Raw genomic sequence first — 23911 nt, forward strand, 5'->3', positions numbered from 1 at the left:
CGTGCTTCGTATACTCCGCGCGCGCTAATAGAGGAGATACCATGCACAAATCACACAACACTCTCGCCTGCTCCATCCGCCTCGTTTCATTGACCGCCGCCCTGGCACCCGTCGGTGCCCTGGCCGGAGGCTTTTCCCTCAACGAGCAGAGTGCCAGCGCCATGGGCACGGCCAATGCCGGGGCAACTGCCAATCCCGAAAACGCATCCATTGTCCTGTTCAATCCGGCTGGCATGAGTCAGTTGTCTGGCACCAACGTTTCCATTGGTGCTGCGGTGCTTGATATCGACGCCGAGGCCAAGGGCGACTCCATCGCCGTGACCCGTCAGGACCCATCGGTTCCGGTTCAGCCTGCGTCCGATGGCGGAGACATTGCGGACCCCGCTGTTCTGCCCCACCTGTACTTGACCCACGAGGTCAATGATTCCGTCGACGTGGGGCTCGCCGTCCACGCTCCCTATGGCCTGGCGGCCGACTACGACAACGACTTTGCCGGTCGGTTCTTTGCCGACAAGACCGAACTGACGGCTGTGGCCTTCTCGCCGTCCATTGCAGTCAGCAATGGTGAGGGCATCTCCATGGGTGCCGGTATCAATGTCATCTATGCCGAGGGCCGTCTTACCCGTTTTCAGGACACCAGTGCCGACGCCGGCCCGGCCGCACTGGCGCTGCCGGAACCCTACGCTGATATCGAGGGTGATGATATTGGTGTCACGTTCCGTGTCGGGTTTCTCTACGAACTGTCGGACCGGACCCAGTTCGGCCTGACCGCCCAGACCGGTACCGAGCTGGAACTGGAAGGCGATGCAGAAATCAGTAATGTCACGGTTACCCCCGGGGTGACCACGACACTGAACGAAAAGGTCACGGTGCCGCTGTCGATTCCCGAAACCGTGACGGTTGGCGCCCGCCATCGGCTGACGGACGACATTACCCTGCTGGCCGGGGCGACCTACGCCAAGTGGAGTCGTTTCGAGGAGCTGGACATCATCAGCCGTGATCCGAATGGTGAGGTTGCCGGGGCGCCTGGCGCTACCATTACGCATATCACCGAAAAGTGGAAGAACACCTGGCAGTTCAATCTGGGCGGCATCTGGCAGGCAACCCCGGAGTGGGCCTTCAAGGCAGGCTACGCCTGGGACGAGTCGCCGGTGGATGACTATGTAACGGCGAGGATTCCATCCGAGGATCGCCACTGGCTGACCCTGGGAACCCAGTGGAAGGACATCCGCAGCGGCTGGTCGGTTGATGCCGCGGTTGGTACGCTGATCTTCGCTGACGATGCCGAAGTCAGTGACCGGGAGTACAGCCACGCCAATCCGACCGTGCCATCAACGCAGGCCAGCTATGAAGGCACCTACGAGCTGAGTGCCTGGAGCGCCTCACTGCAGGTCAGCAAGGCCTTCTGAGGCATCTCTCCTTTGTCTCCGGCCGGCGCCTAGCCGACCACCCGACCCCGGTAGATCACTTTGGCCTTCCGGGGTTGGCTCTCGTCCCCCTCGCTGTTTACTGCCTTGACCGGTGGTTCGTCATCCGGAATCGGCTGACCGCGATAGGTTCGCTTCGTGCTCGATTCGCTGTCGGCCACGGCATCCGCGAGTTCGGGGACGGATTCCTTGAGTTCGGTCCAGGTCCGGCTCAGGGCATCGGAACGCGATTTCCCGGCATAGCTGTTCAGGTGTTCCACCAGCGCGTCTTCCGTCAGGTGCAGCTTGACCCCGAATTCCATCTGGATCAGCCGTCGGCACTGCTGGATCTTCTTCATGGTGGAAGGGTTGAACAGCCAGTTACGTTCACTCGCCAGAGATGCCATGGAAGCCTGCCTCATGTCTGGAAACGGATAAGTGGCTAATATCTAAGCGAGAATCGTGCCATGGAATCCGAGCCACTCACGGCAGCGTCTGGCAGTCTGTGGGGTTACTGTTGGCGCCCCGATCGGTGATGTGGGCGGGAGTGAGGCGGTGCATGCCCGGCCAGGCATGCACCTTATTGGGGCGAGTGTCGATGACGATGTTAGGGTCAGACAGGCTTCCCCGGTTGTCAGTGGGCCTCATCCCAGTTGTCACCGATTCCGGTTTCCACCAGTAATGGCACCTTCAGATCCGCAGCGGCGGACATGCGCTGCTCCAGGCCCTTGCAGATCGAATCGAGGGCGCCTTCCTTCACTTCCAGGATCAGTTCGTCGTGCACCTGCATGACCATGCGGGCCTCCTCCGCATGGTTGGCGGTCAACCAGTCCTCGACGGTGATCATGGCCCGCTTGATGATGTCGGCGGCGGTACCCTGCATGGGGGCGTTGATGGCCGTACGCTCGGCGGCCTGTTGCATCTGCTTGTTGCGGGCGTTGATCTCGGGCAGGTAGAGCCGGCGCCCGGCCAGGGTTTCCACGAAACCGTCGTCATGGGCCTGCTTGCGGATGCGGTCCATGTACTCCAGCACACCCGGATAGCGGTGGAAGTAACGGTCGATATAGTCCTGGGCGGTCTTGCGGTCCACTTCGAGCTGGCGGGCGAGGCCGAAGGCCGACATGCCATAGATGAGGCCGAAGTTGATGGCCTTGGCACTGCGGCGCTGATCGGAGGTGACCTCATCTACTGCTGCCCCGAATACCTCGGCGGCAGTGGCCCGGTGGATATCTTCGCCGCGCTCGAAAGCGCCCAGCAGGCCCTTGTCACCGGAGAGGTGGGCCATGATTCGCAGTTCAATCTGGGAGTAGTCGGCGGCGACCAGTTTGTAGCCATCCGGCGCTGTAAAGGCCTGGCGGATGCGTCGACCCTGCTCGGTGCGCACGGGAATGTTCTGCAGGTTGGGCTCGGAAGACGATAGCCGGCCGGTTGCCGTTACCGCCTGGTGGTAGGAGGTGTGAATCCGCCCGGTGCGGGGACTGACCAGCTCCGGCAAGGTGTCCGTGTAGGTGGATTTGAGCTTGCTCAGGCTGCGGTGTTCCAGGATCAGCCGCGGGAGCCGGTGCTCGTGGGCGAGCTCCTGCAGTACCGGCTCAGCGGTCGACGGTGCTCCTTTGGGTGTTTTCTTGATCACCGGCAGGCCCATCTTGTCGTAGAAAATGGCCTGTAACTGCTTGGTGGAGCCCAGGTTGAAGCTTTCGCCGGCTTCTTCGTGGGCTTCCTGCTCCAGTTCCGCCATGCGTTCGGCCAGTTCCTGGCTGTGCTGGCGCAGGGTTGAAGCGTTGATCATGGCCCCGCGCTGCTCCATACGGGACAGCACTGGTACCAGGGGCAGGTCAATTTCCCGGTAGACGGCATCCAGTTGACCTGTCTCCCTCAGTCGGGGGCTCAGTGCCTGGTGCAGTCTCAGGGTAATATCCGCGTCCTCGGCGGCGTATTCAGCCGCTTTTTCCAGGTCGACCTGGTTGAATGTGAGTTGCTTTGCGCCCTTGCCAGCGATGTCTTCGAAGCTGACGGTTTTCTCGCCCAGGTATTTTAGCGCCAGGCTGTTCATGTCATGGCGGGTGGCCGTGGAATTGAGCACGTAGGACTCCAGCATGGTGTCCTCGGCGATGCCTTCCAGGCTGATGCCGTGGTTGGCGAGCACATTCTTGTCGTACTTCAGGTTCTGCCCCACCTTTTTTTGCTTCGGGTCTTCCAGCAGGGGCTTGAACTTTGCCAGGGCCTTGTCCCGGTCCAGCTGGTCAGGCGCGCCCATATAATCATGGGCCAGCGGCAGGTACGCGGCCTTGCCGGGCTCGACAGCGAAGGAGAGGCCGACGACTTCAGCCTCGCTGTAGCGCAGGCTGGTGGTTTCTGTGTCGAAGGCGAACAGCTCTGCCTTGCGGAGCTGATCCAGCCAGCGGTCCAGGTGGTCGTCCGTAAGTATGGTTTCATACTGACGCTCCGTCGCAGTGACCGGCTCGTCTCCAGGTGTATCCTCTTTCTGTGCTCCGTCGCCTGAATATTCCGCGATCCAGGACTTGAACTCATATTCCTGGAACAAGGTCAGCAGTTGCTCCCGGTGTTCCGGCTCCGGTGACACTTCCTCAATACCGAAGTGCAGGTCCACGTCAGTGCGAATGGTGGCAAGGTCACGGCTCAGGGGCAGGTGCTCAATGGCATCCCGCAGGTTGTCACCGATCTTGCCCTTGACCTCGTCCGCATGGGCCATGAGGTTGTCCAGGTCGCCGTAGTGCGTAAGCCATTTGACGGCGGTTTTGGGGCCGCACTTGGTCACACCCGGGATGTTGTCAACGGTATCGCCCACCAGCGCCAGGTAGTCGACGATCTGCTCCGGCGCGATGCCGAACTTGTCAATGACCCCCTCCCGGTCCATGCGGGTTTCTGTCATGGTGTTGATCAGGGTGACATGGTCGCTGACGAGCTGGGCCATGTCCTTGTCCCCGGTGGAAATTACTACGTCCACGCCCTTGGCGGTGGCTTCAGTGGCAAGGGTGCCAATGACATCATCTGCCTCTACGTCCGGCACGATCAGCAGGGGCAGCCCCATGGCTTCCACGATCTCGTGGATGGGCTTGATCTGTACCGCCAGGTCTTCCGGCATCGGTGGACGGTTGGCCTTGTACTCCTCGTACAGGTCATGGCGAAAGGTCTTGCCCTTGGCGTCAAAGACCACCACCACCTTCGATCCCGGGAAATCCTGCTCCAGCCGTCGCAACATACTGATAACCCCCTTGATCGCCCCGGTGGGGTGGCCCTTGCTGGTGGTTAGCGGGGGCAGGGCGTGGAAGGCCCGGAACAGGTAGGAGGAACCATCGACGAGGACAACAGGGGGTGTCTTGGGTTGACTCATAGCAAGGGGAATCCGGATTCTGTTGAAGGTTCGGGTGGCTTGTGCAACGCTTTCCACTGGTGTCCCGCCTGTTCAGCGAACTCACCAGGCGGGGCACTCGTTGCCGTATCAACGGCTTGTCTGAATGTAGAGGTTACCATGAAACTACCCGTTATCTCGCTGTTGGTGCTTGGCCTCTCTGGTGCCTCGCTGGCCTTCGCACAGGAGCAATCCGGCTCGCCCCTGGATGAGAAGCCGCAAATGCCGGACGAGCCGGTAGTGATTCCGGAGTATGAGCCGCAGACGGATGGCTCCGAGATCGTGATCCGGCCGGGCGAGGATGCGGTGTACTACGAATATCGCGTCAATGGCCAGTTGCGAGAGATCAAGGTAGTGCCGGAAGTGGGGCCGGCTTACTACCTGGTGCCGGCCGACGGCGGCGGCTGGATCAGGGAAGACGAAACCTCTCTGCTGATTCCCAGCTGGGTACTGTTCCGCTGGTAGTTGCCGGGCTCCGGCCACAGGCCGGATTAGTATGAATATTCTAACTTCTCGCCCTATGCTGGCTCTGAAACGGTCGGGAAATGGCTTCCCGCCACACTTTATTTAGTCAGACCGGATTTCACCGGACCCAAGGGGGCGACGATATGAGTAAGCTCAAAACCTGGCAGGAACAGCTTCAGGAAATGGTAGACAAGGGCATTGACGCTGCCGAGAAGGCGCAGAAACACCTGGCGGCCAAGCCCTTTGACGTCGCAGAGAAGCTGGAAACCGAAGTGCGCCAGTATCGTGTCAAGAACCTGCGCAAGCGATACAACGGTGCCAGTGGCGCTGTGTTTGACCAGTTGCGTTCGTTCAATAGCCGTGTTGGCAGTTTCGCAGGTGACCTGGTAGCGCGCATGGAAAAGGAAACTGCGGACACTGCCCGCGCCGTGAGCAAGACCGCTGACGAGGTCGCTGAAGACGTGTCATCGACTGCGAAGTCGACGGCGACCAGCGTTTCCGACAAGGCTCAGAAGGGAGCCAACCGGGTTTCCCGTGGCGCCCGGTCTACAGCCTCGGAAACCTCCAAGACCGCGAAGAGTACCGGCAAGCAAGTATCGAAGGCCGCTGACGAGGCCAGCAAGGCGGCTACTTCAGGAAGCCGGGCATCAGCGAAGTCCACTGGCGCGTCGGCCAGGTCCACTTCGGGCAGTGCCTCGTCAGGCACAACCCGGGCGTCCTCGACAAGTACCAGCAAAGGCTCAGGCAGCAATAAGAGCTCAGCCACCGAGAACAGCACCACCAGCGCCTGATTTCCGGTCCTGGTCAACTCCTGGCGCAAAGAGCCACCTTCAAGGGTGGCTCTTTCGCATACGGGAGGGTCAGTGTTCCGCCGGTTGGGTGTCGGCTCCGCCGCTTGCTTTCGGCGGGTCCAGGGGCAGGGTGCGCGGGTGCTCGGTAATGACTTCCAGGCGCTCAATATCCCTGAGGTATTGTTCGCGCACCTGCTGGATCTCTTCCTGCTGGCTTTCGATTTCCTTTTCGATGCTGAGGATCTGGCTCTCCAGGCGGTCAATCTTCTGCAGCGTGGTCTCGGGAATCTCCCGGCCAGAGCGCTCCAGGTCGGCGGCCCTGGACTGCTCGTTATCCAGCTGGGACTCAATGACTGAAATATTGCCCCGCTTGAGCTGGTTCAGTCCTTCCAGTTCGCTGACCTTTCGGTGAAGGGCGCGCACGGCGTCATCCGGGTGGCTGTAACGACGCAGCAGGGCCTGGTCCTTTTGGCGCTGGAGTTCGGCCTGTTGCTGGCGGCGTTTTTCTTCTTCGCGGCGACGAAGCTCTTCCTCGGTGGGAGCCGGTGCCACACGATCCACTACCCGGCCCTGGCTGTTGAGGATCTCATAGCCCCGGGTTGAGGCCTCTTGTGGAACCGTGTTGCTGATAACCTGTTGGCCGTTGTCATCCTTGTAGCGGTACATCCGTGCATCTGCCAGGGAAGCGAACACCAGGCAACTTGCAGCGATGAGGCAGGTTGTCAGTCTGGTCTTGGGCACCGGTCACACCTTTTTCATGTGTCTTTCGTCGGTATCTGTACAGGTTAACAGCATACCGGATGGGCCACGGGTTACGTCGCCCTGGTTCACAGCATAGTCCGCTTGCCAGCAATCAGACACCATAGCGGTCCCGGTAAGCGGCAATTGCATCGGCATGGGCTGCAGATTCCGGCCTTGCCTGCAGGTATTCCAGTACCTGTTCCAGCCGGATAATGCTTATGACCGGTATGCCGTAGCTCTGCTCCACTTCCTGGATGGCAGACAGCTCGCCCTGCCCGCGTTCCTGGCGGTCCAGGGCAATCAGCACGCCGGCCGGTGTTGCCCCGGCGGCTTCGATAATGGCCATGGACTCACGGATAGCCGTGCCGGCGGTGATGACGTCATCAATGATGAGTACCCGGCCATTTAAGGGGGCGCCAACAATATTGCCGCCTTCACCGTGGTCCTTGGCTTCCTTCCGGTTGAAGGCCCAGGGGCGGCTGTCGCCCTGGCTGGCCAGGGTCATGGCGGTGGTGGTGGCCAAGGGAATGCCCTTATAGGCAGGTCCGAAAATCATGTCATAATCCAGCCCGCTACGGGTGAGGGCGGCGGCATAGGCCTCGCCCAGGCGCAGCAAGTCGTTGCCGCTGTTAAACAGGCCGGCATTGAAAAAGTAGGGGCTGGTACGTCCTGACTTGAGGGTGAACTCACCGAAACGCAGTACGTCGCGGTGGATGGCAAACTCGATAAAATCGCGCTGGTAGTCGTGCATGGCAAGGCTTCTGGCGGGGTCTGGTTCTTTCAAAAACGTGTAAAACCGGTATCATACACCCAAACTGAATCAGGGAATACGTATGCGTGTAGTATCAATCAGCGTCAATGGTCTGGAGCAGGCGATTGAAAAAGGCTTATTTGACTGGATCGCCGACCAGGACGCCGACGTAATCTGTGTTCAGGACCATCGCATGCGGGTCTATGAAATCGAAGACCGCAACCTGATTCCCGAAGGTTACGAAGCCTATTTCATTGATGGCGAGCTCAACGAGCATGGCGGGGTGGGTATCTATACCCGTCACTTCCCGAAAGCCATCATGTATGGCTTCGCCAGTGAGCAGGCCGATCGTGAAGGCCGCTTTATCCAGGCGGATTTCGACCGGGTGAGTGTGGCCTGTGTACTGGCCCCGTGTGCCCTGGGTCGCGAAGAAGAGTTGCTGGAAGACGGCAACGACCTGACCGTGCTGGACCACAAGGACGAGTTCATGGACGCGTTCGGGCTGCATATGCAGAAAACCCTGCGCAAGCGCCGCCAGTTCATTTTCTGCGCCAACCTGCAGACCGCCCACCATGTAACTGACGCCAGCCCCATCTACCATCAGCTGGATGTGTCCGGCTTCCTGCCCCACGAGCGGGCGTACCTGGACCGCCTGTTTGACGAAATGGGCGCCATTGACGCTTTCCGCGAGATCAACAAGCAGAGCAACCAGTTTACCTGGTGGCCTGAGTGGGAGGGCGGTGAGCGCAAGAACGTGGGTATCCGTGCTGACTACCAGTTGCTGACGCCAGGCATCCGCAGGACCATCCGTGACGGCTGGATCGATGAAACCACCCGTTTCTCTGACCACGCGCCGCTGATCATGGACTATGATATTGACATCGGTTTCTGACGGAATCCCACCCTCAGGAACGAAAAAAGCGCGCCGGGTCAGTCCCGCCGCGCTTTTTTTGAGCCGATGACAGGCCTGCGGATTATTCCGCCAGTGCAGCCTTCTGGATCTCGAAGAGCTGCTCGATACCCTGCTTGGCCAGCACCAGCATATTGTCCAGTTCTTCCTGCACGAAGGGTGCGCCTTCTGCTGTTCCCTGGATTTCAATAAATCCGCCCTGGTCGGTCATGATCACGTTCATGTCGGTTTCCGCCGTGGAATCTTCCGGGTAGTCCAGGTCCACCACCGGGGTACCCTGGTAAACGCCCACGGAAAGGGCCGCCACCATCTGCTTGAGCGGTGACTGCTTCAGGCGGCCTTCCTTGACCAGGAAGTTCAGTGCGTCCACCAGCGCCACGCAGCCGCCGGTAATGGCCGCGGTGCGGGTGCCGCCGTCTGCCTGGATAACATCACAGTCGATGGTGATGGTATGTTCGCCCAATGCTTCCAGGTCCACGGCGGCCCGCAGGGAACGGCCGATCAGTCGCTGGATCTCGACGGTGCGCCCGCCCTGTTTGCCGCGGGCCGCTTCCCGGCCCATGCGGCTGCCGGTGGAGCGAGGCAGCATGCCGTATTCCGCGGTTATCCAGCCCTGGCCTTCACCACGGAGGAATGGCGGTACCTTGTTTTCCACGGATGCGGTGCAGATCACACGGGTGTCGCCAAACTCCACCAGTACGGAACCCTCGGCATGGCGGGTGAAATGGCGGGTGAGCCGCACGTCTCTGGGTTGTTCAGGCTGTCTGCCACTGGGGCGCATAATGGATCCTTATGAGTCTGGAAAATAAACAGGGCCGGATGCTAACGGGGCCGGCCGCTGGGGAAAAGGGGAGGCAGTATAGCACGGGAGGAGACGGCACCGGCTGCCGAAAGGACAGGGGATTTCCCGTTCGCCAAGCTGATAGACTGGCATCGTACTTTACGGAAGAAATCTGGAGCTACCATGATCAGAAGCATGACAGCATTCGCCCGCCAGCAGGTCCAGGATGAGTGGGGTGTGCTGACCTGCGAGATGCGCACGGTCAACCACCGCTACCTGGAGCCGTCCTTCCGCCTGCCAGAGGGGCTGAGGGAGCTGGAAAACGGTTTTCGTGACTACCTGCGCAAGGCGCTCGGCCGGGGCAAGGTGGATGTGGCGATGCGCCTGCAGTCTTCCGAAGATGCCGATACCGCCCTGATGGTGAATGATCGGCTGGCGGCTTCCCTGAACGACGCGATCAACCACGTCAACCGGCTGCTGGATAACCCGGCCCACATCAGCGCCCTGGATATCCTCCGCTGGCCCGGAATCCTTGACCGGGATGAGCCGGACCTGAGTCCGGTCAAGGCGGCCGCGGACGAGCTGTTCCGGCGCACGGTGGAAGAGTTGATACGGGTGCGGGAGCGTGAAGGCGAGCGCCTGCGGCCCCTGTTCGATGATCGCCTTGCCGCCATGGCAGCACTGGTTAGCCAGGTGCGTGAACGTATGCCGGCGCTGATCGGCGCCCAGGAACAAGCCCTGCGGGAGCGTTTCCGGCAGGCGTCAGTAGAGCTGGACCCGGACCGTCTCAGCCAGGAGATGGTGATGCTGGCGCAGAAGTCAGACGTGGCGGAAGAAATGGATCGCCTGGAAGCACATATTGGCGAGGTTCGGCAAACCCTTCAGCGCGACGACGCCATTGGTCGTCGGCTGGACTTTCTGATGCAGGAGCTGAACCGGGAGGCAAACACCCTCAGCAGCAAGTCGATCGATGCTGACGTTACCCGCATGGCAGTGGATATGAAGGTGTTGATCGAGCAGATGAGAGAGCAGGTGCAGAACCTGGAGTAAGGTGCCCGCAGGGCAGGCGTACCTGCCCTGCGTGATCCCCGGGTTATTGCGCTTCCCGCGGCTTGATCGCCAGCAGGTCGGTTCGCAGGTGAGTCAGGACCTTTTCGGCGGTATTGCCGATCACCATGGCGGCCAGGCCTGTCTTGCCGCTGGTGCCAATAACGACCATGTCAGCCTTGATACGGTTGGCGGTACTGGGGATTACCTTCTGCGCCGGGCCGGAGGCAATGTGCACGTGCTCCGGTTTCAGGTGCCAGGTATGACAAAGGTGCTCAACTTGCGGTTTCAGTGCCGCCTGCCGCTTTCGGTCGCGGGCGTCTGTGTCCACCAGGTCAAGGTCTGCCAGGATCACGGATGTGTGCAGGGCGTGCACCAGGTGAAGGTCCGTACCCAGGGCATCTGCAAGCTGCCGGGCCTGGGCAATAATGCGGTGGTTAAGCGCCTTCTTTACGGGCTTGTCGGAGCTCAGGTCGACAGCGGCGAGTATCGGGCGCGCCTTGTTCCATTTGTTTTCAGCCACCAGCATGACCGGCGCAGGGCACTCGCGGATCAGGTGCCAGTCAGTCGGCGTGTACAGGAACGTCTCGGACCGGTTTCCGGTCTTGATAACGGCATCAACCGACGTCTTCTCGCAGCGGTCGATAATCCATTCGTGGATCCGCTTGGTCCACACCGTGTTAGCGCTGATGTCCAGGTCACTACAGTCGCAAAGTGCCAGTACCTGCTCCAGCCAGCGCTGGCGCTGTCCGGTGATTGCGGTCCTGGCGGTTTCCTGTGTGGCGGTTTCATCCGAAATGGCGTCCAGGTATTCGTGCACAAAGGCGACGACTTCAAGGCTGGCGCCGGTCGCCCTGGCCAACTCAATACCCCGGGTCAGTGCTACCTGGTGCCTGTGCTCCGGGTCCATAACGATCAGCAGTTTTTTCATTCGGTGTTTCCGTGACTTGTCCGATGGTTTCCGGGAATCTTACCAGTTGCGGGCCACCCGGGATGCGGAGATAAGTCAAACCCCGTATAATTTGCCGCTTTCTGGCCGGTACCCCCGGCCATAAAAGCTTTCGGGAGTCAGTGAATCATGAGCCAGACCGGTGAGCAGGGTACCCTGTACGTAATCTCCGCGCCCTCCGGTGCCGGCAAGACCAGCCTGGTGGGGGAGATGATCCGGGCGGATGCACGCCTGGGGGTTTCCATATCCCACACCACTCGCCCCATGCGGCCCGGTGAGCAGGATGGTGTGAACTACCACTTTGTCTCCCGGGAAGCCTTCGAGGCCATGATCCGGCGCGACGAGTTCCTGGAGCATGCCGATGTTTTCGGCAATTACTACGGTACCTCCCAGGTCTGGGTCGAGCAGACCCTGGCCGGGGGGCGCGATGTCATCCTGGAGATCGACTGGCAGGGGGCCACCCAGGTGCGTCGGCTGATGCCCCATTGCGTCAGTATCTTTATCGTTCCGCCGTCTGCGGAAGTCCTGCGGGAGCGCCTGGTGGGTCGCGGCACGGATGCGCCCGAAGTGGTAGAGCGCCGCTTGCACGAGGCTGCGGAAGAGTGCCGCCACGCCCTGGAGTTTGATTACCTGGTGGTCAATGATGACTTCGCCGAGGCGCTCAACCAGCTGCTGTCCATTGTTACCTGCCAGCGCCTGCGCATGGATCGCCAGGAGGTTCGCCATGCCGGGTTGCTGTCGTCGCTGATGGCCGGGGACGAGGTCTGACAGACTGTGTACATTATGACCGCCTGGCGGTAAACTACGCGGTCTGCTGAAAGGCCCGGTGTTCCGGGCGTTGGAATTTACCTCCTAATCGTTATCTCAGTCGGGGAAGATATGGCACGAGTTACCGTTGAAGATTGCCTGGAAAACGTCGACAACCGTTTCCAGCTGGTTATGCTGGCGACCAAGCGCGCCCGCCAGATTGCCACCAAGGGCTATGAGCCGCTGTTGCCTGAAGAGAACGACAAGCCGACCGTGATCGCGCTGCGGGAAATTGCCGAAGGCAAGGTGACCCGTGACTTGCTGCGCGAAGAAGAGGAAGACTGAGCCTGGAACGCTGCCGGTAAGCCCCGGTGCTGCAAAAAGACCATTGAATTTCGCCCCGATGGATTTATAGTGGAAAGAGAGCGCGAATTATTTGCGCAGGCTTTCCCGGCGGGGTACAGGAAGAACCCGAATGTTCGCATTCGGGTTTTTTTATCCCCGCCACCTGAATAACCTGACGGAGGCGCGGTGTCGCAAGAGGCTGCTGTTGCAGAGCGTGAACGCACGGTCGAAGACCTGATAGGCACGCTCGGAGATTATCTGGATTCTGGCCGCATCAACCAGGTGCGCCGGGCCTACTATTATGCCGAGCAGGCCCACGAGGGCCAGATGCGGCGCAGCGGTGAGCGATACATTACCCACCCCCTGGCAGTTGCCACCATCCTTGCGGAAATGAAGCTGGACCATCAGAGCCTGATGGCCGCCATGCTCCACGATGTCATCGAAGATACCGGCATTCCCAAGGATGCCCTGAGTGAGCAGTTCGGTGAGTCCGTGGCGGAACTGGTCGACGGTGTCTCCAAGCTGACCCAGATCGAATTCCGGTCCCGCGCAGAAGCCCAGGCCGAGAATTTCCAGAAAATGACCCTGGCCATGGCCCGGGATATCCGTGTGATTATCGTCAAGCTGGCGGACCGGCTGCACAATATGCGCACCCTGGGCCCCATGCCCTACGAGAAGCGCCAGCGCATTGCCAATGAAACCCTCGATATCTACGCCCCCATTGCCAACCGCCTGGGTATGCACCGGGTGTGTACCGAGCTGGAGGATCTGGGCTTTGCCTCGCTGTACCCGATGCGGGCGAAATACATCTCCAAGGCGGTAACCAAGCTGCGGGGCAGTCACCGGGAAATTATCGATGACATTCGCGGCAAGCTGGAAGACAAGCTCCAGGAGCGCGGTCTGCCGGGGCAGATCATGGGGCGGGAAAAGCACCTGAACTCCATCTACAACAAGATGAAGTTCCGCCATAAGTCGTTCCACGAAATCATGGACGTGTATGCGTTCCGGATTATCACCGATACCGAGGACGACTGTTACCGCATCCTCGGGGCGGTGCACAGCCTCTACAAGCCGCTGCCCGGGCGTTTCAAGGACTACATCGCCATGCCCAAGGCCAATGGCTACCAGTCCCTGCACACCACCTTGTTCGGCATGCACGTGAACATCGAGATCCAGATCCGTACCGAGGAGATGGAGCAGATTGCCAACGACGGTATCGCCGCCCACTGGATGTACAAGCACGACCAGTCACCGGTCAGTTCCGCCAACCAGAAGCGGGTTGACCGCTGGGTTCAGGGTCTGATGGAGATGCGTGAGCGGGCGGACGATTCGCTGGAATTCATCGAGCACGTCAAGACCGACCTGTTTCCCGACGAGATCTATGTCTTTACCCCGAAGGGCAAGATCCTGGAGCTGCCCTCCGGCGCCACACCGGTGGATTTTGCCTACGCTATTCATACAGATATCGGCAATGCCTGCGTGGCCTGCCGTATCAACCGCAACCTGGGTTCCCTGAGCCAGACCCTGCAAAGTGGCCAGACGGTGGAGGTCATCACTGCCCCCAACGGGCGGCCCAATCCGGCCTGGCTCAGTTTCGTGGTCACCGGCAAGGCCCGCAGCAGTATCCGGCATGCGCTCAAGGTGCAGCGCCGCACCGAGTCCCTTCAGCTGGGCAAGACCTTGCTGAAAAAGTCGCTCCACGGCTTTGGCCAGAAGTTGTCCGAGCTGGGCCAGGGGCAGATCAACGCGGTGGTCAGCCATAACCAGGTGCCCAGTTTTGATGACCTGTTGAGTGAGATCGGCCTGGGTAATCGCATGGCCTATCTGATCGCCCGCCAGTTGGTGGCCGGAGAAGGGGAAGCCGGCACTGAAACCAGCTCCCTGGATGTGGTTGCGGTGGCGGATGAGGGCGACCGCAAAGGTAACGCGGTGACCATCCGTGGCACGGAAGGCCTGCTGGTGCGTTTCGCCAGTTGTTGCAAGCCGATTCCCGGCGATCCGGTGGTCGGTGTCATGGATTCCGGCCATGGCCTGGTCATCCACAGCGACACCTGCAGCCGCTTGCCGGAAAGCACCGAAGACCGCGCACACCTGACGCACCTGAAATGGGCCAAGGACATCACCGATGAATTCTCGGTTGAATTACGGGTCGAGCTGGAGCGTCAGCGTGGTGTCATTGCCGAAGTGGCCAACGCGGTCGCCATGGCCGATGGCAACATCGAACGCATCAATGTGGAAGAGCAGAACGCCCGCCTAAGCATTGTCAGCCTGGTGGTCCATGTCAACGGCCGCCGTCACCTGGCCCGGGTTATGCGCCGGGTGCGTAACATCCGGGCGGTTACCCAGATCAGCCGCGTCCGACACTGATTCCCTGAAACACTCGATTGTCACCGGGGCGTATTGACAGCGTCATCGCCCCGGCGGCAGCATATTCGTTTAACCGCAACGCAGGATTAACCTGACATGAGCAACAAGTCCATTATCCAGACTGATGCCGCCCCGGAAGCCATCGGTACCTATTCACAGGCTGTGAAAGCCGGCGATACCGTGTACCTGTCGGGTCAGATTCCGCTGGATCCGGAAACCATGGAAGTGGTCGCCGGCGACTTCGCCGACAAGACCCGCCGGGTGTTCGAAAACCTCAAAGCTGTCTGCGAGGCCGCCGGTGGCAGCCTGCAGGACATCGTTAAGCTGAATATCTATATGACAGACCTGGCCAACTTCGCGACGGTCAACGAGGTCATGGCGACTTACTTCCAGGAGCCTTACCCGGCCCGCGCCGCAATCGGTGTGGCGGCCCTGCCCAAGGGCGTGCCGGTGGAAATGGACGCAGTGATGGTGATCAGCTGAGGCGTTTCCTTTTGACCGCCTCGATCATCGGGCGGTAGCCACTGCGAAAATCCGGCCAGGTAAATTCAAAGCCGGTGGCCAGCAGGCGGCGGTTACTGCACCGCTTGCTGCCCCCACGGCCGCCTCGCCGGCCATCCGGTTGCGGTGGCTGGCAGGGTAGTTGCCGGCGAATCCAGCTGACCACCTCGTCCAGCCGAACCGGCTCGCAATCCGTCGCCAGGTAGCAGTCGTCCAGCGGCTTCCCTGCCAGTGCCTGGTGCACCAGGTGCACGCAGGCCGCCATGGCATCCTGCTCATGGATTCGGTTGGTGTAAGGGCCTGGTGAGTCGGGATTCAGCTCTCCTCCCATGACCGACTCCAGGAACCGCCCCCGTCCCGGGCCGTAGATACCGCTGAAACGGATAACGGTGGCCGGGATGCTGCTGCTCAGGGCGAGCTGTTCCCCTTCCAGAACCCTTTGGCCACTGAATCGCCTTGGCGCCACCGGACTGGTTTCGTCCACTTCTGAATCATCGTCCTGGCCATAGACGCTGGTGCTGCTGATGAAGAACAGCCGCTTGAGGCTGGAGGTATCGGTGACTGCCAGCAGGTTGGCCAGCCCGTCGACGTATGCGCTCCGGTAGCCTGCGTCATCGTAGCTGGACGGGGTCAGGCAGTAGATCACAATATCCGGCGCTTCCGGCACGACCTTCGCCAGGGCATCGCGGTCCATGAGGTCAGCCGGGGCAGGGTGAACTCCCTTTGGAATGGCGCTGGCGGTGCGCCGGATACCCCAGACCTCGGCAGAATCGGTCAGTGCGGCAGCAACGGCGCCGCCGAGGGCGCCACAACCGGCCACCAGGATGTGGGGGCGGGGCTGGTCTGAAGAGATTGCCATAGTCTATTTCAATCCTTATGCTTGAGATCATAAAGAGCAACTGGAGCCTGTCATGACCCTGACCGAACTACGTTACATTGTCACGCTTGCCAGGGAAAAGCATTTCGGGCGGGCCGCCGAACGCTGCCATGTCAGTCAGCCGACGCTAAGTGTGGCCGTCAAGAAGCTCGAGGAAGAGCTTGGCGTTCCGTTGTTCGAACGCAGCAAGAGCAGCATCCGGGTCACCGAGACCGGCCAGCGTATTATCGAGCAGGCCCAGCGTGTGCTGGACCAGGTTGGCGTGATCCGTGACATGGCCCTGGATGGAAAGAACCAGCTGAATTCGCCGTTGCGGGTCGGGGCCATCTATACCATTGGTCCCTATCTGTTTCCGCACCTTCTGCCGGAATTGCGCCGCGCCGCGCCGGAGATGCCACTCTATATCGAAGAGAACTATACCGGTAACCTGCGCCAGAAGCTGCGCCAGTCTGACCTGGACGCTATCATCATCGCGCTCCCCTTTGAGGAGCCCGAGGTGGTAACCCTGCCATTGTACGACGAACCCTTCGTGATTCTTTTGCCCGGTGGTCACCCGCTGGCCAGGGAGACAGCGCTGACCGCCGAGCAGCTGGCTGGTGAGCAGCTGTTGCTGTTGGGGCCGGGGCACTGTTTCAGGGACCAGGTGCTGGAATCTTGCCCGCCACTGGTGGAAACCATGACAGAGCGACAGTCGACCGGTGCAGGCCCGACCCTGGTCACCGAGGGCAGCTCGCTGGAGACCATTCGCCACATGGTGGCCTCTGGCCTGGGTATCACTGTACTACCGTTGTCAGCGGCCACGTCCATGCCCTACGACGAGGATATACTGGCGGTACGTCCGTTTGCCCCGCCGGTGCCTTTCCGTACCGTGGCCCTGGCCTGGCGAGTGACCTTCCCCCGACCCAAGGCCATTGATGTGTTATCCCTTGCAGCCAGTCAGTGTCGGGTGATCGAGAAGGCGGAGAAAGAAAAACCATCCCTGGCTGCCGGCGGCTGACGGGTAGATCATGGCGTCACTGGAAGACCTGCCTGTTACTACCCTGAAAGGTGTTGGAAACGCCCTTGCCGGCACCCTGGCCAGGCTGGGGATTCATTCGCTCCAGGACCTGCTGTTTCACCTGCCCCACCGCTATGAAGACCGCACCCGGGTGATCCCCATGGGCAGTCTGCGACTGGGGGACACGGGGGTGGTGGAAGGCGAGGTGATGCGGGCGGAAATGGTCATGGGGCGCCGGCGCAGCTTGCAGGTAACGCTCCGAGACGATACCGGTTTCCTGGTGATGCGGTTTTTCCACTTCTCTGCCGCCCAGAAAAACCAGCTCGCCGAGGGTACGAGAGTACGTTGTTATGGGGAGGTTCGCCCGGGGCGGGCCGGCTTCGAGTTCTATCATCCTGAATACCAGGTGAATCCCCCTCCGATGCCCCCGCCAGGGCAAGCAACGCTGACCCCGGTCTATCCCCTGACCGAAGGTATTCAGCAGCCACGGGTACGCAGCCTGTGCAACCAGGCGCTCACCTACCTGAAGCGCTACCCGATACCGGACTGGCTGCCCCCTTCGTTGCTAGCGGACTACCAGTTACCGGATATTACCTCGGCGGTGGCGCTGGTCCACGCGCCACCAGCGGATGCGCCGGTACCCCAGTTGATGGAAGGCCGTCACCCGGCCCAGCAGCGACTGGTGATGGAAGAGCTGCTGGCGCACCAGTTGAGCCTGTTGCTGGTGCGCCAGCAGATCCAGCAGCGGCAGGCATTGCCTCTGCTCCCCGGCGGGGACCTGGCGGAGCGTTTCCTCGACCAGTTACCGTTCAGCCTGACGCCGGCCCAGGCCCGGGTGGTGTCCGATATCCGCCAGGACCTCAGTCAGCCTCTACCCATGCTTCGCCTGGTGCAGGGGGATGTCGGCTCCGGCAAGACGGTAGTGGCGGCCCTGGCGGCGTTGCAGGCCATTGGCGCTGGTGCCCAGGTGGCATTGATGGCGCCCACCGAGATCCTGGCGGAACAGCACTATCAGAATTTCCGCCAGTGGCTGGAACCCCTGGGACTGGAAATGGCCTGGCTGTCCGGTAAGGTCAAGGGTAAGGTCCGCGCCGAAACCCTGGCCAGCCTGGCGGAGGGGCAGGTACGCCTGGTCATTGGCACCCATGCCCTGTTCCAGAATGATGTGGTGTTTGAACGCCTGGGGCTGGTGATTGTGGATGAGCAACACCGCTTCGGGGTGCACCAGCGCCTGGCGCTGCGGGACAAGGGCGCGCAGGGGCAGGTCGCTCCCCACCAGCTTATCATGACCGCAACGCCGATTCCCCGCACCCTGGCTATGAGCGCCTACGCGGACCTGGACACCTCCGTAATTGATGAACTGCCACCCGGGCGCAAACCCATTGAAACCATAGTGATCCAGGACAGTCGCCGTGACGAAGTGATAGAGCGGGTTCGCAAGGCGTGCCAGGCCGGGCGCCAGGCCTACTGGGTGTGCACCCTGATCGAAGAGTCGGAGGCCCTGCAGTGCCAGGCCGCAGAAGTGACCGCCGAAAGCCTGCAGGAGCGGCTGCCGGAACTTCAGGTCGGCCTGGTTCACGGGCGCCTTAAGGCGGCCGACAAGGCCGCCGTCATGGACCGGTTCAAGGAGGGGGAGCTGGACCTGCTGGTGGCCACCACGGTTATTGAAGTGGGCGTGGATGTGCCCAACGCCTCACTGATCATTATCGAGAACCCGGAGCGTCTCGGCCTGGCCCAGTTGCACCAGCTCAGGGGGCGGGTAGGGCGGGGTGAGCTCGCCAGCTTCTGTGTACTGATGTACCAGGCGCCGCTCTCACAGAACGGAAGGGCTCGTTTACAGGCCCTTCGCGACAGCCAGGATGGCTTCGTCATTGCCGAAAAGGACCTGGAGATCCGCGGTCCGGGGGAAGTGCTGGGTACAAGGCAGACCGGCATGATGCAGTTCCGGCTGGCGAATTTCGAGCGTGACCGCGGCTGGATCGAAAGCGTGAAAAACATGGCGCCCGCGGTTATGGAAGACGCGCGTGCCACCGAAGCGCTGGTGCGCCGCTGGCTGGGCGAGCGGGTTCGTTATGGTGACGTCTGAATTCACGGCGGTCCCGTATCGTCACCAAAATTGACCAAACCGGTCTGCGTCCGGGCTCACTTTGAGCCACACTGGCAGGCAGATACACAGCGATTCAATGCAGGAGAACCCAATGGAGATGTCCGGTGCGGTCCGGCAACTTCTGAACAAGGCCGCCATCACCACCGAGCCAGAGGCCCTGGCCGCCCCGGCGTCCGGTACACGGCTACGCATGGTCTTGCTGGCGGATAACAAGGGCCAGTTGCAGGTTATCTGTCGCCGGGAAGACCTGTTCGACCTGGTAGGGCTGAACAAGCACCTGGGGCGCAAGTTACGACTGGTAGCCCGGTCTGACTATGCACGTTTTCTGCGGCAGGCGGGCTTGCATGGCCTTCCTGCCATACCGGCGCTCACCGGCTGGCCTACCCTGGTGGACCACCATGTCAGCCAGGCCGAAACCCTGGTGATCGAGCCCGTAGGGGACGATGCCCGCATAACCCTCTCCCAGGCGGAGTTCCGGACACTGGCCGGAGCAGCAGAGGAGAAGACGTTCTGCGCGCCCCTGGCGGGCATTGATGCCACGCCCAGGTCGCCAGAGCGCGACCAGCAACAGGTTTTCTCAGCCATTCAGCGTTTTACCGACCTGCGGATCCGCCAGCGCCTTGAGGATACCCTTGAGTTACCGCCCTTGCCGGAAACCGCCCAGCGCATCATCCATTTGCGGGTGAATCCCAACGCCAATATGGGAGAGCTGGTGGATATCGTAGAGAGCGATCCCAGCCTTGCGGCGCAGGTGGTCAGCTGGGCCTCTTCATCCTTCTATGCTGCGGCCGGCCAGGTCAGCTCGGTTCACGATGCGGTGGCCAGGATTCTCGGGTTCGACCTGGTGATGAACCTGGCTATGGGGTTGTCGCTGGGGCGGGCGCTGAAACAGCCGGACGAGCACCCGCAGGGCTTTCTGGGGTACTGGCAACAGGCGATCTGGCAGGCCCAGGCTGCGGGCGTGCTGGCCTCCATGATGCCGAGGGGGCGTCGCCCGATCTTTGGGCTGGCCTACTTGTCGGGGCTGCTGCACAACTTCGGGTACCTGGTCCTGGCCCACGTTTTCCCGCCCCATTTCCGGCTTGCCTGCCGCAACTGGGAGGTTAACAGCCATATTGATACCTCGGTTGTCGAGCAGCACCTGCTGGGGGTTACGAGGGAGCAGCTGGCAGCCGAGCTGATGACCAACTGGGGCATGCCCGAAGAGGTGGTCGTGGCCCTGCGTTATCAGAAAACCCCGGATTACCAGGGACCACAAGATACCTATCCGCGACTGCTCTGGCTGGGCCGCCAGCTGCTGAACGAGCGGGGGCTGAAGCTTGGTGCCCGCGCACCGATCCCGGAGGCTCTCTACAGCGACCTTGGCCTCGATCCGGATGAAACCGCCCGTGCCTTTGATGAGCTGGTTGCTTCGAAGGACGCGGTGGTAGCAATGGCTGGAATGATGGGTAGCGGCTGAGCTGGGGGAGTGTCTAAAAAAGCCGGCCCGTGGGCCGGCAAGCTCACCCGCTTGTTGCAGATCAGGATGCACTCGAGTCTGGCGCATCAACTACTTTTCACGACGGACCGCGATACTCGCCTTGTAAAAGGGTTCGCTTAAACTTTAGTCGAGTGTCCGGGAATTTCCTGCAAGCTGGCGGCTGGGCTGGTGCCCCTGCCCTTCGGTTGGTTTACAAATCACACCAAATGTTTGATTTCCAATAGGCCGGCCTGCCCCCTTCTGTTACAAAACGTTACAAAATGGTTGCAGTTCTCAGTCAAAGTTCCGGTGGCGGATAGCCGTAGCGGCGCGACGTATCGCATCTGCGTGCTGTTTTTCCAGCGCGAATCGCTCCTCATCCATTTTCCGGACAAAATGTGAGTCCGTCTGCTGACGTGCCTGGTGCGTCGGCATATGCTGGATACTGTCGTGAACCTCGAGGAAAATCCGGTAGGGCGCCTGGTCCAGCAATCCGGGCTCAACATGGTCCAGCAGACCTTTTATCCTGAGGCAGGCCTCGGAATATTCCACCTGGTCTTCTTCAATAGCCATCGCCAGGATGCGGATGCTCTCGACCATGCTTTGCCGCCGCTCCGCCTGGAAGGTCCGCTGGCGCTCCTGCTGACGCCGGTGCTCCCGTAGCTGGCGGGTATGTCTGGTGATAAAAACCAGTAATACGACGATGGCCGCCACACCAAGGGTGATCAGGCTCCACTGCAACCACTGGGGCATACACAGGCTCCGGTAATAAATGGTCAGAAAGTACAGTGTACCGGATTTGCCGTGCTGTGAGGTGTGCCCGCACGGGTCCATGCTGTGACGCCCATCATCCCGCCAAGCCATCCGGACTGGTTATCATGGAAGACTGCCCGGGTCCCGGGCTGATTGATGACACCGGTCCACTGGCGAAAGGACTATGCCGTGCCCACAGTACTTCATCCCCGGTCACCTGTTTCCCGCTGGCTTGTGGTTGCCGCCCTGGTGACGCTGGTGCTGCTGTCTACAGCCTGGCTGCTCCATGGTATCGGCGCCGCAGGCGTGACGGCCGCCCCGGATCCGGGCGCGGGCGGCTATATCAGGCCGGAAGTCCTCACTGCGTCGGAGCAGGTCGCCTTCGCCCGGGCTGACCGTGCGATCAGCCGCCTTCGTCTTGGGGAAGACGGCAATGCCGTTGAATACGAAGCCTATGGCGACGTGCTCCAGGTGCTCAGTGAGATACTTCCGGCTTCCCGCGACGCGGCAGCCATTCGTCGCGCGAAGCACCTCCTGCGGAGCAGCCTGCCGGAGGGCGCAGGACAGGAGCTCGCGAACCTGTTGTCGCCCTATCTGAGGTACCGACACCTCGAACAGTCAATGCTGGAGCTGATCCCCGACGGTGCTGGCAACGCAGAAAGCGCCTGGGTGCAACTGCGCCTGCAGTATTCCTTGCGCCGGTCAACACTCGGAGAAGAGGTTGCTGACCGGCTCTACGAAACGGCCCACCGTATGACGGAGCTGCACCTGGTGCGTCAGCTGATTATGCAGCGGGAAGACCTGGACGACGACCAGAAACAGCGCCTGATTCGACGGGAGGCCCTTATGGTCGGCCAGGGTAGTCCTGAGGAGCAGCGATGACCGGGGCATCCGCGTTTCCCCGCTGGATACTGCCAGTGATGTCGGCTATCGCCGCCGGCGTAATGCTGGCGTTGCCCTACAATTACGCTGGCCTTTATCCACTGACCTGGCTGGCGTTTGTTCCCTTGCTGGTTGCGGCCCACGGTCGTTCGGCCGCCGCCCATTACTGGCTCGGATTACTGACCGGCCTGGCCATGTACCTGGTGGCAACGCCCTGGATGGTGGAGTTTCTCCAGCGCCTGAAAGACTACTCGCTGGCGCCAGCTCTGGCAGGGGCCATGGTGTTCTGGTTTCTGACCGCCCAGCTGCCGGCCTTTCTGATGCTCTGCTGGCATCTATGCCAGCGATTCTGCGGCCATTATTGCCTGTGGTTTTTCCCGGTACTGCTCATGGTGTTCTATGGCTGGTTCCCGGTGTTATTTCCCCTCCAGCTGGGGGAGAGCCAGAGTGCCTTCCTGCCGGCTATACAGGCTGCGAGCCTGACCGGCGTCTACGGGGTGGACCTGATGATCGGTATCAGCAATGCGCTGGTTACAGCCGGGGCGCTCCAGGCCATGGGGTGGCTCCCCGGGGCCAGGCATACCAGTGGCGTTATGGGGGGCGCAGGCGTGTTGGTTCTGGCCGCCTGGCTGGGCTATGGCTGGTGGGCCCTGGATCACTGGGATCGACAGGTTTCGCAATGGCCCACCCTCTCTGCTGGACTGGTCCAGTCCAACGAAACACCCAGTGCTGCTGTGCCGGCCCCGGAACCAGGGTACAGCCGGTCCTGGCCTCCGGAGATGGCCCTGAGCAGTCAGTTGGCCAGGGCTGGCGCAGAGGTGATCATCTGGCCGGAAACCCGGTACAAGGGCTATTTCGAGGTTGACCAGGTTCCCGGTGCCTTCCAGCGAGCGGTGGCCGGCCTGGGGGTGCCGCTGATTTTCCATGACGCCGAGCAGCAAGGCAACGGAGGGGAGTTCCGGGAGTACAATTCGTCCCTGTTTCTGGGACCGGACGGTGCGCTGGCCGGGCGTTATCGCAAACACCGCCTGGTGGCCTTCGGCGAGACGCTGCCCCTGTCCCGGGAATTTCCCTGGCTGGTGAACTGGGCCAGTGATTATCTCGGCGATTTCTTCGCTAACCTGACCCCGGGCAATGATCGTGTGACCTTCCCGGTGGGGGGTGTCCACCTGGTGCCGGCCATCTGCTATGAAAGCGCCTTCCCCGGCCATGTCGCGCGCTCGGTTGGCGCAGCCCCCGGCAGTCCGCTGCTGGTGGTGCTATCGAACAATGGCTGGTTCGGTGACTCCAGGCAGCCCTGGCAACATGCCAGCGCCACCGTGCTGCGGGCGGTAGAGAACCGGGTCTCCCTGGTGCATGTCATGAACAACGGGCCATCGACCGTTGTCTCACCCTCTGGCCGGGTCCTTGCGTCAACGCCTTTCCAGGAGCGAATCGGCCTGGTTACCGATGTGCCGTACACCCCCGCCGGGCAGGTTTTCCGGTCCTGGTTCACCCAGTGGCCTGAATGGTTTGCTGTCGTCCTTGGACTCGCCGGGCTGATGGCCCTGCTGCTGATCCGGCTGACCCGTCGCCAGGCCTGAATGCTAGTGTCCCGTTTGGTTAATTCGCTGACCTACTGCGTGACGCTGGGGCCTCTGGCCAAGGCGCCAGTCCGAAGGT

23 protein-coding genes are annotated in these 23911 nt (G+C 61.2%); 14 read left to right on the top strand and 9 right to left on the bottom strand.

The window, feature by feature from the left end; all coding sequences use genetic code 11:
- Positions 1-41: 41 nt before the first annotated feature.
- Entirely contained in the window at positions 42-1409 is a 1368-nt protein-coding gene (locus MLC59_RS10305; RefSeq protein ID WP_248234023.1) for an OmpP1/FadL family transporter, read from the top strand.
- Between the two features lie 29 nt (positions 1410-1438).
- On the opposite strand, the gene MLC59_RS10310 is transcribed toward MLC59_RS10305, so the two are convergent.
- The 3 genes from MLC59_RS10310 to polA form a co-directional block, all read right to left on the bottom strand.
- Positions 1439-1813 (bottom strand): hypothetical protein, encoded by a 375-nt coding sequence (locus MLC59_RS10310; protein ID WP_248234025.1) that lies wholly within the window; start codon positions 1811-1813, stop codon positions 1439-1441.
- A 76-nt stretch (positions 1814-1889) separates the two neighbouring features.
- Positions 1890-2054, bottom strand: a complete 165-nt coding sequence (locus tag MLC59_RS10315) for a hypothetical protein (RefSeq protein ID WP_248234027.1) — start codon at positions 2052-2054, stop codon at positions 1890-1892.
- On the bottom strand, positions 2041-4761 hold the full coding sequence (polA, locus tag MLC59_RS10320) for a DNA polymerase I (protein ID WP_248234028.1): 2721 nt from the start codon (positions 4759-4761) through the stop codon (positions 2041-2043). Before polA ends, MLC59_RS10315 begins: the two co-directional genes overlap by 14 nt.
- A 138-nt stretch (positions 4762-4899) precedes the next feature.
- Between polA and MLC59_RS10325 the strand changes: the two genes are divergently transcribed.
- Both MLC59_RS10325 and MLC59_RS10330 read left to right on the top strand, forming a co-directional pair.
- Entirely contained in the window at positions 4900-5244 is a 345-nt protein-coding gene (locus MLC59_RS10325) for a DUF2782 domain-containing protein (RefSeq protein WP_248234030.1), read from the top strand.
- Positions 5245-5387: 143 nt separating this feature from the next.
- Positions 5388-6035, top strand: coding sequence for a hypothetical protein (locus MLC59_RS10330; protein WP_248234032.1), 648 nt, complete (start codon positions 5388-5390; stop codon positions 6033-6035).
- Positions 6036-6104: 69 nt separating this feature from the next.
- On the opposite strand, the gene MLC59_RS10335 is transcribed toward MLC59_RS10330, so the two are convergent.
- Positions 6105-6776 carry a DUF4124 domain-containing protein gene (locus tag MLC59_RS10335; RefSeq protein WP_248234035.1) on the bottom strand — a complete coding sequence of 224 codons (672 nt, stop codon included), beginning with the start codon at positions 6774-6776 and terminating at the stop codon, positions 6105-6107.
- 112 nt (positions 6777-6888) lie between these two features.
- A complete protein-coding gene (pyrE, locus tag MLC59_RS10340) occupies positions 6889-7527 on the bottom strand; it encodes an orotate phosphoribosyltransferase (RefSeq protein WP_248234071.1) in 639 nt (212 codons plus the stop codon).
- A gap of 82 nt (positions 7528-7609) precedes the next feature.
- On the opposite strand from pyrE, the gene MLC59_RS10345 reads away from it, so the two are divergent.
- On the top strand, positions 7610-8419 hold the full coding sequence (locus MLC59_RS10345; RefSeq protein WP_248234037.1) for an exodeoxyribonuclease III: 810 nt from the start codon (positions 7610-7612) through the stop codon (positions 8417-8419).
- 82 nt (positions 8420-8501) lie between these two features.
- Here the strand turns inward: MLC59_RS10345 and rph are convergent, their stop codons facing one another.
- Positions 8502-9218 (bottom strand): ribonuclease PH, encoded by a 717-nt coding sequence (gene rph, locus MLC59_RS10350; RefSeq protein ID WP_248234038.1) that lies wholly within the window; start codon positions 9216-9218, stop codon positions 8502-8504.
- Positions 9219-9401: 183 nt separating this feature from the next.
- Here rph and MLC59_RS10355 point away from each other — a divergent pair, with 183 nt between their 5' ends.
- Positions 9402-10268, top strand: coding sequence for a YicC/YloC family endoribonuclease (locus MLC59_RS10355; protein WP_248234039.1), 867 nt, complete (start codon positions 9402-9404; stop codon positions 10266-10268).
- Between the two features lie 43 nt (positions 10269-10311).
- Here MLC59_RS10355 and MLC59_RS10360 read toward each other — a convergent pair whose 3' ends face one another.
- Complete coding sequence (locus tag MLC59_RS10360; protein ID WP_248234042.1) at positions 10312-11196, bottom strand: universal stress protein; 885 nt, start codon at positions 11194-11196, stop codon at positions 10312-10314.
- Between the two features lie 147 nt (positions 11197-11343).
- Here MLC59_RS10360 and gmk point away from each other — a divergent pair, with 147 nt between their 5' ends.
- From gmk to MLC59_RS10380, 4 genes are all read left to right on the top strand, one after another.
- On the top strand, positions 11344-11982 hold the full coding sequence (gene gmk / locus MLC59_RS10365) for a guanylate kinase (protein WP_248234044.1): 639 nt from the start codon (positions 11344-11346) through the stop codon (positions 11980-11982).
- A 111-nt stretch (positions 11983-12093) separates the two neighbouring features.
- Positions 12094-12306, top strand: a complete 213-nt coding sequence (rpoZ, locus tag MLC59_RS10370) for a DNA-directed RNA polymerase subunit omega (protein WP_248234046.1) — start codon at positions 12094-12096, stop codon at positions 12304-12306.
- A gap of 186 nt (positions 12307-12492) precedes the next feature.
- Positions 12493-14673 (top strand): RelA/SpoT family protein, encoded by a 2181-nt coding sequence (locus MLC59_RS10375; RefSeq protein ID WP_427901717.1) that lies wholly within the window; start codon positions 12493-12495, stop codon positions 14671-14673.
- Between the two features lie 96 nt (positions 14674-14769).
- Positions 14770-15156: a RidA family protein gene (locus MLC59_RS10380; protein ID WP_248234048.1), complete on the top strand. Its 387-nt coding sequence runs from the start codon at positions 14770-14772 to the stop codon at positions 15154-15156.
- Here MLC59_RS10380 and MLC59_RS10385 read toward each other — a convergent pair.
- A complete protein-coding gene (locus MLC59_RS10385; protein ID WP_248234050.1) occupies positions 15149-16033 on the bottom strand; it encodes an NAD-dependent epimerase/dehydratase family protein in 885 nt (294 codons plus the stop codon). The genes MLC59_RS10380 and MLC59_RS10385 overlap by 8 nt on opposite strands.
- 52 nt (positions 16034-16085) lie before the next feature.
- On the opposite strand from MLC59_RS10385, the gene MLC59_RS10390 reads away from it, so the two are divergent.
- The 3 genes from MLC59_RS10390 to MLC59_RS10400 all read left to right on the top strand — a co-directional run bounded on the left by MLC59_RS10390 (position 16086) and on the right by MLC59_RS10400 (position 20614).
- Positions 16086-17048 carry a hydrogen peroxide-inducible genes activator gene (locus MLC59_RS10390; RefSeq protein WP_248234052.1) on the top strand — a complete coding sequence of 321 codons (963 nt, stop codon included), beginning with the start codon at positions 16086-16088 and terminating at the stop codon, positions 17046-17048.
- A gap of 10 nt (positions 17049-17058) precedes the next feature.
- The gene (gene recG, locus MLC59_RS10395; protein WP_248234055.1) at positions 17059-19134 is read left to right on the top strand and encodes an ATP-dependent DNA helicase RecG; all 2076 of its coding nucleotides are present in this window, start codon (positions 17059-17061) and stop codon (positions 19132-19134) included.
- 112 nt (positions 19135-19246) lie between these two features.
- Positions 19247-20614 carry an HDOD domain-containing protein gene (locus tag MLC59_RS10400; RefSeq protein WP_248234056.1) on the top strand — a complete coding sequence of 456 codons (1368 nt, stop codon included), beginning with the start codon at positions 19247-19249 and terminating at the stop codon, positions 20612-20614.
- Between the two features lie 294 nt (positions 20615-20908).
- Here MLC59_RS10400 and MLC59_RS10405 read toward each other — a convergent pair whose 3' ends face one another.
- Positions 20909-21367 (bottom strand): DUF2489 domain-containing protein, encoded by a 459-nt coding sequence (locus MLC59_RS10405; RefSeq protein WP_248234059.1) that lies wholly within the window; start codon positions 21365-21367, stop codon positions 20909-20911.
- A 189-nt stretch (positions 21368-21556) separates the two neighbouring features.
- Between MLC59_RS10405 and MLC59_RS10410 the strand changes: the two genes are divergently transcribed.
- A complete protein-coding gene (locus MLC59_RS10410) occupies positions 21557-22249 on the top strand; it encodes a lipase secretion chaperone (protein ID WP_248234064.1) in 693 nt (230 codons plus the stop codon).
- Entirely contained in the window at positions 22246-23832 is a 1587-nt protein-coding gene (lnt, locus tag MLC59_RS10415) for an apolipoprotein N-acyltransferase (RefSeq protein WP_248234065.1), read from the top strand. Before MLC59_RS10410 ends, lnt begins: the two co-directional genes overlap by 4 nt.
- The last annotated feature ends 79 nt before the right edge of the window (positions 23833-23911 follow it).

It is taken from the genome of Marinobacter bryozoorum (genome assembly GCF_023156245.1).
Lineage (GTDB): Bacteria > Pseudomonadota > Gammaproteobacteria > Pseudomonadales > Oleiphilaceae > Marinobacter > Marinobacter bryozoorum.